The organism is Colwellia psychrerythraea (assembly GCF_000764185.1).
GTDB classification, from domain to species: domain Bacteria; phylum Pseudomonadota; class Gammaproteobacteria; order Enterobacterales; family Alteromonadaceae; genus Colwellia; species Colwellia psychrerythraea_B.
In genome coordinates, this window is sequence record NZ_JQEC01000021.1 from 272,748 (window position 1) to 286,249 (window position 13,502).

The 13,502-nt window shown below is 35.6% G+C and carries 12 protein-coding genes and 1 pseudogene; 10 read left to right on the plus strand and 3 right to left on the minus strand.

The window, feature by feature from the left end:
- Positions 1-165: 165 nt before the first annotated feature.
- On the plus strand, positions 166-765 hold the full coding sequence (locus GAB14E_RS12340) for a CPBP family intramembrane glutamic endopeptidase (RefSeq protein WP_052093660.1): 600 nt from the start codon (positions 166-168) through the stop codon (positions 763-765).
- 111 nt (positions 766-876) lie between these two features.
- Complete coding sequence (locus GAB14E_RS12335) at positions 877-1,329, plus strand: hypothetical protein (protein WP_033082198.1); 453 nt, start codon at positions 877-879, stop codon at positions 1,327-1,329.
- A 98-nt stretch (positions 1,330-1,427) separates the two neighbouring features.
- Here GAB14E_RS12335 and GAB14E_RS12330 read toward each other — a convergent pair whose 3' ends face one another.
- The gene (locus GAB14E_RS12330; RefSeq protein ID WP_033082199.1) at positions 1,428-2,168 is read right to left on the minus strand and encodes an SDR family NAD(P)-dependent oxidoreductase; all 741 of its coding nucleotides are present in this window, start codon (positions 2,166-2,168) and stop codon (positions 1,428-1,430) included.
- 104 nt (positions 2,169-2,272) lie between these two features.
- Between GAB14E_RS12330 and GAB14E_RS12325 the strand changes: the two genes are divergently transcribed.
- The 3 genes from GAB14E_RS12325 (at position 2,273) to GAB14E_RS12315 (ending at position 5,554) form a co-directional block, all read left to right on the plus strand.
- Positions 2,273-2,830, plus strand: a complete 558-nt coding sequence (locus GAB14E_RS12325) for a helix-turn-helix domain-containing protein (protein WP_033082200.1) — start codon at positions 2,273-2,275, stop codon at positions 2,828-2,830.
- A gap of 144 nt (positions 2,831-2,974) precedes the next feature.
- Entirely contained in the window at positions 2,975-3,400 is a 426-nt protein-coding gene (locus GAB14E_RS12320) for a GFA family protein (RefSeq protein ID WP_033082201.1), read from the plus strand.
- 486 nt (positions 3,401-3,886) lie between these two features.
- Complete coding sequence (locus GAB14E_RS12315) at positions 3,887-5,554, plus strand: hypothetical protein (RefSeq protein WP_033082202.1); 1,668 nt, start codon at positions 3,887-3,889, stop codon at positions 5,552-5,554.
- Positions 5,555-5,730: 176 nt separating this feature from the next.
- On the opposite strand, the gene GAB14E_RS12310 is transcribed toward GAB14E_RS12315, so the two are convergent.
- Positions 5,731-8,895, minus strand: coding sequence for a fibronectin type III domain-containing protein (locus GAB14E_RS12310; protein WP_033082203.1), 3,165 nt, complete (start codon positions 8,893-8,895; stop codon positions 5,731-5,733).
- Between the two features lie 644 nt (positions 8,896-9,539).
- On the opposite strand from GAB14E_RS12310, the gene GAB14E_RS0122965 reads away from it, so the two are divergent.
- The 5 genes and pseudogenes from GAB14E_RS0122965 to GAB14E_RS24520 form a co-directional block, all read left to right on the plus strand.
- On the plus strand, positions 9,540-9,875 hold the full coding sequence (locus GAB14E_RS0122965; RefSeq protein WP_033082204.1) for a hypothetical protein: 336 nt from the start codon (positions 9,540-9,542) through the stop codon (positions 9,873-9,875).
- Positions 9,876-10,293: 418 nt separating this feature from the next.
- Positions 10,294-10,845, plus strand: coding sequence for a hypothetical protein (locus GAB14E_RS12305; protein ID WP_033082205.1), 552 nt, complete (start codon positions 10,294-10,296; stop codon positions 10,843-10,845).
- 119 nt (positions 10,846-10,964) lie between these two features.
- Positions 10,965-11,393: an MAPEG family protein gene (locus tag GAB14E_RS25660; protein WP_033082206.1), complete on the plus strand. Its 429-nt coding sequence runs from the start codon at positions 10,965-10,967 to the stop codon at positions 11,391-11,393.
- A 118-nt stretch (positions 11,394-11,511) separates the two neighbouring features.
- Positions 11,512-12,084: an SEL1-like repeat protein gene (locus GAB14E_RS12295; RefSeq protein ID WP_033082207.1), complete on the plus strand. Its 573-nt coding sequence runs from the start codon at positions 11,512-11,514 to the stop codon at positions 12,082-12,084.
- 65 nt (positions 12,085-12,149) lie between these two features.
- A pseudogene (locus tag GAB14E_RS24520) lies at positions 12,150-12,272 on the plus strand (YdeI/OmpD-associated family protein); the annotation flags it as partial.
- Positions 12,273-12,435: 163 nt separating this feature from the next.
- Here the strand turns inward: GAB14E_RS24520 and GAB14E_RS12290 are convergent.
- Positions 12,436-13,380: a class I SAM-dependent methyltransferase gene (locus GAB14E_RS12290; protein WP_033082208.1), complete on the minus strand. Its 945-nt coding sequence runs from the start codon at positions 13,378-13,380 to the stop codon at positions 12,436-12,438.
- Positions 13,381-13,502 lie beyond the last annotated feature (122 nt).

Genomic DNA, 13,502 nt, shown 5'->3' on the forward strand with positions numbered 1-13,502 from the left:
TGGCTGCCGTTACTTATTTTCAAACACAGCAAAAACCTCTCAAATGAATGAATAAAAGCATTCCTGCATTAGGGAACAAAACAGTTGGCTTCCTTCGCTGCGCTCGGTATTATAGCCAACAACTTTAAGCCTGTTATTTAAGCGTTAGGTTCACAAGGAGGTTCCATGCAATCTGCTGATAATCAAACTTTAAAGATAATCTCTTCAATTATTCTAGTTCAAGGAGGCGTTTTACTTTACTGGATTATTACGTCTGATAATTTCTTCGGCTCCATTGGTTTTGCGACATTATCAAATGTAGGAATACTGTCATGGGGTATAGCCGCTTTAGTTGTTATCTCATATGTTTGGGGTGCGGCAAGTATTTCCAATGTACGCGAACACATGTTTAAGTTTAATAACCTAAAATATTTAGCTCTACTAGGTGCTTTAGTTTCTGGATTTTTTGAAGAAATACTATTTCGAAAAATATTGATGGATTACCTACAAGAAGAAGGTTTCAGTGATTTCCTTCAAATAATTATTTCTGGAATAGCATTTGGAACCGCACACTTAGTATGGGGTGGTAAGGCTTTATCAGCGGCTATAAATGCTACTTTGTATACTTTTTTCCTAGGTTCTGGTCTTGCCCTTATATATATAATGAGCGATAGAAATTTAGCTCTTTGCATTATCGCGCACATAATAGTTACTGGTTTAATCGAACCAGGCTTAATAAAGTCAGCAGTATTAAATAAATTGGGCTATTTGAAAGAGCGCATCTAACAAGGATTTCCAAGTCGGACTCGTAACTGTTTGCTCGGTACCACTTAGTTCCACATTTTAGCAAACAATTACAAGCCGTTTAAAACGGCGTTATATTTCTTTAGGCTCTGTATGCATATCAATCTAAATATTTTTACCCATTTTAGTGAATATCTTTTCCCAAACACCAAAACTCAAGCTGGATATAAAATTTCTCTATGGGGAGGTGTTTTTATTGCTGCATTTTTTTGGTTATTTTCCATTATAAACTTTTCTAAAGTTGGGATGCATTCATACGATTTAGAAGGCTTTATTAGATTAATACAAAATTATGGAACTGGATTTTATATTTTATTTTCTGCTTTTTTTTGGATGGTATTAACTTTTTCATTCCATGATTTTCCTAAGTCTTCTGGCATAATAGCTTTAATATATGTTTTATTAGCTACAGTTTTTGATGGTTTAATCCCAAATTTAAATCTGTATTTTTATTATATCAATAATATATTTTTTACTATTATTGTCATTCTTTTAACTAATCCTATAATTGCAGCTTTTCGTGTACAAAGTGTATCCGAAATATAACAAGCAATTTAATAGGACTAAAAACAGTGGACTGTTCGCTTTACGCCATTATCACCCACAATTTTTAGCCCATTAATTTGGCGCTATGAGTAAACTTGCTATATTTGAGCTAGTCCACCATCAACTTGTAAGTCAGCGCCGGTTATAAATGAGGCATTATTTGATGCTAAAAACAATGCTGACTTAGCTATTTCGAGAGGTGTTGCTATGCGACCAAGTGGTGTGTTGTTTGATACTTGTTCTAGAATGTTTTTTAAATCAGCATCTTCAAAGCCAAATTTTTCTAAAATCGGTGTATCAGTTACTCCTGGTGATAAAGCGTTTACCCTGATACCGCTTATACCAAGCTCTTGTGCAAAAGAACGAACTAACGAACGTACTGCGGCTTTAGTTGCTCCATATACTGACCAAATTCCCGCACCACGCTGAGCCTGAATAGATGACATCAAGATGATAGACGCATTTTTGTTAAGGTATGTTAATGATTTCTGGACAGTAAAAAATACCCCTTTAAAATTAATATTAATGCTTTTGTCAAAAGTTTCTTCAGTTACATCACTTATACATTCAGGTAATGCAATGCCTGCATTCGCGATAACAGTATCTATTCCTCCCCACAATTCATTGCATTCTTTGTAAAAATTTTCCACATCAGAAATAGAACTTACGTCACCTGAAAAAATGAAAATATCTGAAGGTGCTTTATTTCTAAACTCTTCCAGTCGTTCTATAGATTGTGCAAATACCGCGACTTTATAGCCGTTTTCTAAGAAAAGTTCTGAAATGGCTAAGCCAATACCTGAATTTCCACCCGTAATTGCGATAACACGTTTTTTCATTTTTGTTCCAATTGATATTGTGATTCTAAGTTTTGGTATATTAGACTTTCTATTTATCAACAAAAACCCTATAGTGTGTATTTTCCACTATAGGAGATGAAATATTGAATTTTGATTATATTGGTTTGTTTATCCGCAGTTATAGGATGGCAAATGATGAGAGCCTACAGTCACTCGCTGATCGCTCAGGTGTCAGTCGATCTATGATAGCTCAGGTAGAGAGTGGTCAAAAAAGTCCTACAATTATGATATTAGCTAAATTAGCTAATTCAATGAATATCAGTCTAGAAGATTTCGTTAAAAATCCGAAAAATTTACATGAAACACAAGTCCTAATATCAACTAAGGAAAATATAGTTAGTAAAAAAGAGAGTGCATTTATTTGTCATCAACTAACGGCAAGATCAAGCACATCGTTAACTGATTTCTACCAATTTTATTTTACGGAGCATGGAAAAACTTCTTTTTCGGCAAACCCTATATCCGACTCACTTAAATATTTATGGGTTGAACAAGGCGAACTTACTATTTATTTATCTTCTAAAAAAATTCAACTAAAAGCAGGACAAGGGGCTAAGTTCAATGCATCTATTCCACATAGGTTTGTAAACCAGCATGGTCAGCTTGTTAAAGGAACTTTTCTTGTTGCCTATAAAAATTAAACCGATCTATTTTATATTGCACGTATACAAGTCGTTTAATAAGGGACAAAAAACAGTTGGCTTTTCCTTCGTCGCTTATTTTAACCAACTATTGTTTGCCCATTGTTAGGTCGATAGTTGCACCAATAATTAGAGTAATCCTGAATGTCAGAGTTAATTAAAAACGAAGCAAGTTGCTTATGTGGTAGCGTAAAAATAGGCGTTACCAATATAAATCCTAAATTCACAGTGTGCCATTGTGATACATGTAGAAATTGGGGTGGTGGACCATTTTTTGCTGTTCAATGCGGAACAGATGTTGAAATTAAGGGGGCTGAGCATGTCAAAGAATATAATTCATCGCCTTGGGCTGCGAGAGGTTTTTGTTCTACTTGTGGAACTCATTTATTCTACAGATTGAATAAGAGTGGTAGTTATAATATGCCTGTTGGCCTATTTTCAAAGGTTGATGGTTTGGTGATGGCTTTGCAATACTTTAGTGACCAACGTCCTGATTATTATTGTTTTTCTAATCAAACTCAGGAAATGACTGAAGCCGAAATTAAAGCGTATTTTGCTTCAGAAGCTTAAGCCAATATAACAAGCCAATATAACAAGCCAATTAAAACAGAAATAACGATAAGGTTAAGTTTCCCTAGTTAATACGATCCATTGCAGCCTTATATACATTCCTTTATCACGTTTTCCAACAGTGAATTGTTGGTTTTGCTTCTTAGTCGCTTATTTTAATCAACTTGTTTTCTCCTTAGTCAGGGGTTGGTATTCTATCCGTTTTTTGAATTTGAACCTCAAAGTCACTGCGGAACATGATCAGTTCCGCATCAAAAAAAATTAATCTTTATCCAGTTGTTCCTTTTATTGCACTATTATAAATAGTGCAATAATCAGGTAGTTCATCTCATTTGGCGGTGCGACCTATCAATAAGTGAATCGAACAATTTAATTTGACTTGGTAAACTTATTGTTGAGAGTTTAACGACAAGTAGAATTGATTTTGCAATAAAAAAATACCTGAGCTAACTAACCTCTTAGGATAGTAAAATAAAAGGAAGTGATATGAATAACGTTATTAAAACGACTTTAAATGCGTCAGTTACAGGCGCTTTAGTCTTGTATCTTGCTGCTTGTTGTTTTACCAAGCCAATTGACCGATCATTTACCCAAGTGGTTAATCCTGTTTTAACACCCAAAAACCTCAAGTCCAAAGAGTTTCCTGATCATTTTCTTGGTTGCCGAATGGCAATTAATGATCGGAGTGTGGAGGACAAAACGCGTGTAGCCAAAATTATTAGTAATATCGAAAACTCAGAACAGGATGTGGTGCTTTATTTTCATGGGGGGTTAAGTGGTCAGGATTATATGATTAACGTTCTTGGAAAAAACTTAATGAAAAGCATGTTTGAACTTCCTAATGTAAAGAGACAGCTCTACCCTATTTTCTTAAGTTATGATGCCCATCCAAAGGACACATTGCCTGATATTATTGGTGAAAAAGGCTGGGATGAATTTACTGATGAAACATCGAAATTGCTGAAAGATACCTTATATAAAGATTTAGAAATTGAGTTTAAATCGGCTTTTGGCTTCAAGGGACTTGAAGATGAAGAGATTGAAGCGCTAGAAAATGAATGGGCATACAAGTCTTTTAATATGGTTTACTCCGCTTCTGGTCAGCATGAGATAAAGTCATTAACTAGTCAGTACAAGCTGACTGAAAAACAAAGGGTGTACTTTGAAGATATTTTGACCGCAAAAAAGATACCTTCAGATATAAAGTTGCCATCTAAAAATGCAATGACGCCATCGAGTATTGATAGGCTAGCGGATAAATTAAATGAATTAACTTCAGAAAAATCGTTAGAGAAAAGGACATATAATAATAAAGCTATTGTGCAAAAATCGACATTATCCAAATTACGAGTGTTAAGAATCCTAGCTCGCTTTGCGCTAAAAGTAGACCATGGTTTTGTTGCGACTATTCAAGAAGAAGTATTAGATGAATTAAAAATTGGAAAGTTAGGTAAGGCTCACTGGGATAGAGTAAAAGATCACGCCAAGCAATGCTTCTCTGACGGTCGTTTGGGGCTCTACCTTATTGAAGAGTTAATAAAACTTCAGGATAAGCGCAGTTTTAAAATCAATACACTTTCACATTCCGCCGGTTCAATACCAACAGCTGAGTTGATTAATTATTTAGGTGATAGAACCGAGTCAACGCTTAATGCAGTGGTGATGCTAGTGCCAGCAGTTAATCAAGAAGTGTTTACCGATTTTGTTTTACCTAATACGCATGTTTATAAAAAATTAGAACTTTATTCATTGACTAAAAAAATGGAACGAAAAGATAAAGTTTGGAAGTCAGCCTTGTATTCTTCATCGCTTTTATACGCTGTTTCTTCACTGGCAGAGAGAAGTCCAGCTTTAGATAATATGTTATTGATTGAGCAACATATGCTACCAGATGCATTCCCTTATCGATTAAAACCTTATCAGTGTGTGGTTGGGGAAAAACCGAAAGATTTATGGTTGGCGATTAATCCTGATAAACCTGATTCAGAGTTTATTACCTACCCATTTAATGGGAAGCCGGAACCGCAGAAAGAAGCAGCCAGTCATGAAGGCACTAAGTATCCTTGGTTGTCAGATGATTTAGCAAGGCGGTATTTGATTACGTTTGGTGTTAAAAATACAGATGATTTGGTGTTTCCAGTACCCAACGAGTGAAATATATAATAACTATGCTTGACTAATTTTGTTTGTTCTAAGTTCACTATCGTAGTTTCAAGTTGGTCAGATAATTAATCGGCTTGCTATTACTATAAATATTTAGCTGATACAGACATTGCCATAAAAAAGGGCTGCGATTGCAGCCCTTACCTTTTTACCTGTTTATTATCAGACTAATGTTCAGGTGACATAGGCATTTCTGGAACACCAATTGGGCGGCTATCCTTGGTGGCCGATTGTATTGATGGAGCAAACGCCCCTGTTGGCGAAGCAATTGCACCAGGTACAATATCAGCTGGTTCGTTAGCATAAGCGACTCTTGGATTAGGTTGTGCTAAGAAAACACCTTCAGTAGAGTAATTTAATGAACGGAAGTAGTTATAAATGTTACTCCAATCATTATAATCGCGCATATTGCTGTGGCTATTATCATAGTTCAAATCAAACGGACCAGTAGTGTTTTCAATATTTCCATTACAGTTGAAATCTTGACCACCTAATACACTTGCTTCGTTATAACTACTCTCAGAAAGGTTAGCATGTGAACCATATGAATAATCTAAGTTAAAAGTTCTCCAGTCTTCACTTAAACCACCTGGAATGTTGCGTCGTCCAGATCCTGCACCATACTTATTATTAAGTAATTCTGCACAATTAGCATTTTGGTTCCAGCGAACACTCGCATGATGACGATCAGAAATCATTTCACCTTCATTGCCGTTTTTATTATGCGGCGTACCACTTAAAGCATATGAATAATTCATAACACTGGTATAGTTTGGTTTGTAATTAGGCTCATAACTTGGATATTTATCAGGCCAACCGCCATGGCTTAAACCTAAAATATGTCCAAATTCATGCATAATTAATGAGGCTTGTGAGTTAATCAGACGATTTGTCTCTGCTTCACTAGCAACACTAAAGTTCCAGTTATTTCTCCCGAGTGACACATAGAAGTATTGGTCAAAATAATCAGGCGCTTGACCCGATGAACCTTGCCCACTGGCTGCTTGAGAACTAGCAAACAATGAATAATAGAACAAACGGGCACGTTCAGGTTTATTATCAAAATACACTGGCATGTAACTAAATACACCTGGGTATAAATCGTTATTTTTCATGCCTGGGACATCATGATAACCATCATATTCATTTTGCCAATCAGATAGACCAATCCAAGGAGAATATTGAACGGCTTGACCACCACCTAAGTTGAAGTTTTCAGGGCCTTGACCATATAAGTTACCCACATCGAAATGTAGATTGTAACCATGCTCGGCAAATATTTGCTTCACTTTTTCAAACGCTTCTCTACGTGGCTCTGTACCTAAGTCGTTTGAACTTTCTTTGCTCATGTAATCCACTTCAAGGAAAATGTCAGTGGTGTTTTTGCGAGCACCCCAATCATAAACAGGCATACCAAAGAAAGTTTTACCCGGCTCTTCAGCACAATCTGGAATACCGTCTTGATCATTATCGATATTCACATTAGCACATGATGGTTGTACCGGATGCATCACCACTGGCACACTAATAGGCCAGCTTAATGTTTTACGGCTAACACGACCATTGCTTGTTACTTCAAATTGAATCTCTTCAACATTATCAGCACGCGCATTTAAATGATTGTAATTATATTTGAAACCTAAGTAATAAGGTGCATCATCTCTAGAGCGTTCAGCTGTACCATATTTACCAGCACAAGTAATCTTCATGCTGTAATTGTTGTCAAGGTTACGTACAGAAACATAAGTTTCTAATGAACCTTCAGTAATCTCATCACTTGCTCTTAGTTTGCTTATAGTAACTCCGCCATCAACATCAGGTAAGTCACAGCTTGGTGTAGTAATTACATCTTCAATAATAATTTGCTGTGGTGTTGTTTCAGCACTGTAAGTATTGTCACAAACAGCAGCAACCTTAACCTGATAAGTACCGGCAGTTAAATTACTAAAGGTTTTAGATAACTGAGTTTGAGGACCAAAGTTTTGCCATTGACCAGCTGTCGCTAACTGAACTTGGTATTTTTTAGCACCGGTAACAGCACCCCAGCTTGCATTAAACCCACTATTTGTTAAATCAGCTAAACGTAAATTAGATGGCGTAGCCAAAGAAGTTGGGCAATTTTCAACTAAGTCGACCATTAGTGCAATACTAGTACTAGTGCTACCACAACTGGCAACGGAAACTATACGAACTTCATGGCGTGATGCTTGATTTAAACCACCGAAAGTATATGTGTTAGCTGTTGTTGTAGTAACGGTAGTCCAAGTGCCATTAACTAATCGCTCAACAATATAACGCTCCGCTTCATTAACTCTATTCCAGGTTAAAGTGAAGCCACTTGCAGTGATATTTGACGAGGTAAGACCCGTAGCTTGAGGGATCTCTACCGGACAAGGATCTACTTGACTTAAATTTACCTCAAGCCAGTTACTTTCACTGCTGGCACTGCCATCACAATTTAAGGCAATAACATGGACATATTGAGTCGATTTAGCTGCTAAATTGGTAAGGTTAAATGATTGCTCGCGTGTTGTACCAACTTCCGCCCAGTAACCTTGCCATACTTCAATGCGGTATTGATCCGCATCAACAACGCCGGTCCAATTAATTGTAAAGGAATCTGCAGTAATCCCTGTGGCAACTAGATTAGTCGCACGATCTAGATAGCTTGGACAGTTTTGCCCCTTAATTTCTACCGTAAGAGGAGCACTAAACTCACTACTTCCACAGCTATTACTGGCATTCACTCTTACATGTTGACTACCAAGGTTTAAATTTGTGAAGTCATAAGAACTGGTTACAGTTACAGCGCGATCTTGCCAACTTGAGCCAGTATATAACTGTACCTGATAATTATCTGCATTAGTTATATCAGCCCAGCTTGCGGTAAAACCACTTGCTGTGATATTTGATCCTGTTAATTGTTGAGGTATTTCAGGCAATACACATTGCCCAATACCCGTTACATCAACAGCAAACCAGTCACTCGGTGTGCTTTGCTCATCACAACTATTGTGAGCAGTTACCGCAAAATAATAATAATCAGCGGGTAAATTAGAAAAAGTAGCTTGAGGTGCGGTTGAACTTACTCTTTTGTATGCGCCATTAATATAGCTTAGTAAGTTGTAGTTACTAACTCCCGCGACAGGGTCCCATTTTAGCGTTACTGCTGTACCGGTATTTTCAACTACAGATAAGTTTACTGGCTGAGTTAAGACTGAACATTCAGCGGCATAAGTCTGACTGATCCCCCCTGAACATAACAACGTAGTAGCCAATAAAGCTACTCTTGAACAAGCCTTATTAATTGGCTTTTGAACATGTTTACGCATAATGCATAATCCTTTATGTTAATCGAACAATTTTGTAATAATAATTTAATGGTAATGTAATAAATTTGCAATAATATACAAGTACGCAACATACCATTATCATCAAATTAACATCTGTAATGGAATAATGTCTAGGTTACCGCGGACAGACCAGTTGAATTATCAATCAAAAAACCAATAAATAAACGTCAAAAAACGAATTAAAAACAAACAGAAAAAATAAAATATAAACCGTAATTACAATTAGTTAACTAAAATCAATACACTATAAACAATGCCATAAATAGGGTTTAAAACTGATCAACCTTTAGAGTAAATAAAATACACAATAGATTATATATTGTATATTTTATATACTGCAGTATTTCCACACGGTTGATAATGCGTTATTTTTGTACAACGTTACTCGTGGTAACTTAGAAAATTTTTTAACGGTTGGAGAAGATCTATGCTCGTTCAATTTAATCGATTATCGAGGGAAAACGTTTATGGATAACAGGTTATTTATCGACATTTAACGCTAATAATCGAAGGAAGGTGAATATTGAGCAAGTGCTACTTATGCAGAGTTCAATTACTTATTAACTTTCTAGGTATAACTTTTAAATAGCCATTCAATAGAAGTAAAAAAATGTGGGGGAAATGTGAGAAAACTAGTAAGGGTAATAGGAATTTTAATATTTTTAGCCAGTATAAATGTACCCGTTTATGCTGAGAAAAATGCCTTAGATGAGCTTCACCCCAATATTCTCTCCAAAAAGAACTCAAGCTGTAAATATATTGAAATTTGTGGTGAGCTGGTAAAAATGGATTGTAACTCAGCTTTAGATGGCCTTATATATTACTTCAATAATACTTATGGCAAAATATTAATGATATGCGGGGGAACTTGCATGAGACCTACCCCTGATGAACCTTTGAGCTGTAGGGAGTGTCCATTACAAGTTTGGCAGCAATGCAAAAGAGATAAGCAGAATTAATGAAAAACAAAATTACAACAGTTAAACTGCTGTAACTTTTGCAACCTTTGGCTATTTCTTCTAACTGAGATTTGGATGAAGAATCTGAAACAGTTCGTTTTTATTTGCAGCATCATCTTGATGAATTTGAACCTAAAGAAATCACTGAAGTTTTTGGAACTACAGATATTAACAATATCTACATTCTTAAATGCACTTTCAATCGAACGTGTTGGATTGTATGCTGAAGATAATGAGTCACATGTTATTTAGGTATTCAATTTTCTCAAGGCATACTAATTATCTAATGGCTGTTAACTTTAATAATGAAGGTGAGTTAACTGAAATTGCTATTAATTAATAAAAATACAGTTGACAGTTATCTCCCTTAGCGTTTTAGGCAATTAATTTTTATCCATTATTAGGTCGTTATGTTTTTATGTCAGATTGGGGTTTAGCAATGGAAGCTTTAAAAAAGATTATTTTACCGCTATTGTTTTTTATTACAGGATGTTCAGAGGTTGTTCCCATAACACTATCAGATTCTCAACAAGTGTATATTGGTACATGGCATTACGCTCATAAAGTTGAAACAAGTACTCGTTTTGATATCAAAGATGTACTTCTTAGTATTCAGTCGGATAGTACCGCAATATATAAAACTTGTAGTGTTGTTGTAGAAAAAGAATCGAGTGCAAGAAGTAGTTCAACAAACTCTGTTTATTTAGATAGCGCCATTGTTACTGAGCTCAATGATACTGAAATATCTCTAGCTCAAGAAACTAAAATTATTAATTTAAATTTTGATTTAGCCATAACTAAAAAGCCATTTATAGAAAATAACCATTGGTACATTGAAGTAGATAATGTTCTTTTATCTAAAGAAGGTGATTTTATTGTGACTCAATTAACACAGCCAGTCTGCCCAGATGCAGAAGATGTTGAGCTAGATGTTGAGCTAGATGTTGAGCTAGATGTTGAAAAAGTATAACAAGTGGAAACACCCATGCAAGTCATTCAAAAGGACAGAAAACAGTTGGCTTTTGTTCCTTTTTCGCTTATTTTAACCAACTGTTTTTAGCCTCTTATTGGGGTTTACTAAGGAAAGTTATGTCCAACCTCGTCATTCAACCCGTAATTGCGTTAATGACTTTGACGTTTTTTGTATGGTGCTACATGTACTTTCTTCGTTTGAGGTATGTTGTTACCAATAAAATATCAGCTCAAAAATTAGAAACTCCAGAGCAGTGTAATTCTGTTTTACCTAGTGATATTAACAAACCTTCGAATAATCTAAAAAACTTATTTGAAATGCCAGTCATCTTTTATTCGATTTGTATTTTATCTGTTTCCATTAACTTAATAGATACAACCCTTGCATATTTCGCTTGGGGTTATGTTGTTAGTAGAATAATACACAGTTTTTATCATTGTTTTTCAAAAAGTGTTATGGCTAGGTTTTATGCATATTTCATTTCTAGTATTATTTTGTGGGTAATGTTGGCCAAGTTTGCATATATGGTCGTAACCGTAATCTGAAATGAGACTTGTTAAAGCGTGATTTTTTGCAGTTGTCTCGGTTCCGCTGAGCTACACAACTTAGTAAAGTAATACATAGCCCTTATTTCGGGCGTTATATCACACCTGGAGTGATGCATTGAATATTAATCTGTTAACTATTTCATTTTTGTTTTTAAGTTCATCTGTTGTGGCCGGAAAATGTAAAATTGAGTATTTAAATGAGCTTGAATACACCGACATAGAGTGTCAATTTTATATGGGAACAACTGCATATAGAAATAAGGTTTACAGTGTTGCTGCTGCTCATTGGAATTATGTTATTGAAGCACCTCTAAAATTTGAAGGTGAAGATCAATTTCAAGCAATGGCACTCAGTACCGTTACTTTTTTAACATATCAAGGTCTAGGGATAAAACAAGATAGGAACCTCGCAGTTCAACACTGGAAAGATGCAGTATCAAAGGGTGACTTTGAAGCTAGAAGACATTTAGCATCGGCCTATTCCGATAAAAATTACCAAAAAAATGATTTAATTAAAGCCTTAGGTTGGTATGAGTCTATTTTTCTTATCCAACCTGATTTTGAGGCCTTAGATGAAACTGATCAGAGTGTATTTCAAGATGCCGTGGATGGAGCTAAAAGTATCAAAATTGAACTTTCAGCTAAAGATATTCGCAAAGCAATGGAGTTTGCTCAATCTACATTGTAGAGATATATAAACTAATAAATCAGTCCACATAAGTTGGCTGTGTTTCATTACTAACTTTTGAAAAACTCGCTAAATCGAACCTTTATGTCATAGCGTACGGATTGACAAGCGCTAAGAAAGTCGAAACCAGGCATAAGCGATTTATAAAAGATATAAACATGCTTGCCCGCCAAATAAAACCAACTTAGGTTTCCAAAAGATCATAAGACATAACAATACATTTAAACGGAACAAAACAGTGGGATTGCTGACCTAATCAATGCCAAGATAAGGTCAGCTCCCCTATTCAACGATGTAAAATCTGCGATGAGTTACTGCAATAGGTTTCATCTACCTCGTTAAATGGCCAAGTTATCCTGAAATACAGGTTTTAGCGCCCTTTCGAAGAAATGCGATATTTAAAAAACCATATGGCTGCACACTTTCACCATTAGGCTTGGTTAAATATTGTTGTTCGATTTGTTCTGGTGTCATTAAATCTGTTAAATCAAAGCCTAATTCTTGCATTGTATTCATTAAATCTTCTTGATGAATACCATAAGTAGCAGGTTCGCCCATTTTTTTTAATGAGGACTTAAAGGCTTCACTACCCCGGTAAATACCCCCGGTAAAGATATCAGCATAGGCATAGTCAAAAATAACTTGGCTAGTTTCTGGGAATAAGGAAATAACTGACAATAAATTTTTAAACGCATCTTCTTGCAAGAAATATGAGACACCATCAATGATAAATAAAGTTTTTTTGTTTTTATCAATGCCTTGGCTAACCAGCCAATCAAGGTCAAAATGATCTTTGCCATTAAAATCGGCTCCGCAGTAATGAACCGAGTTTAAACTACTTACATCATTCTCATGCTGAGTTGACGCTGTGCCTTTTTCTGTAGCTAAATTTTTCATCGCTGCACGTTTACGGGCAATCATTTCAGGATGATCTATTTCAAAGCACTGGATATGAGCCAATTGATGATGAAAACGATATGCTCGAGTATCATAACCCGCGCCCAATATTATCAGCTGTTCAGGTTTTTCATCGCCATCAAGCGCCCGCAACAACATATCGTCTATCGCTCTTGATTTAGCCATAATATATGGCATACCGCCAGGTAGCTTTATCGAATATATTGCTAGAATTAAAGACCGAAAAAATGAAAAAGATAATATAAAAGCCATAAATTTCGACAAAAAAACTTCGGCCATGTAATCTTCTGTACGCATTGTTATGCCATTTTCTTTATAACCCAGGGTTCGTATTAACGCCATGCTTTCAGCTGACGACGTTTTAGAAAATTTATTCATATTAAGCGCTCTATTTGCATTGATAGTAGGTATTAAATACAATAAAGCCTTAAGCTTAAACCAAGCTTAAGGCTTTAAAAATAGTATCAAATGTGTAAAATAAATAGTCAATTTGAAAAGTA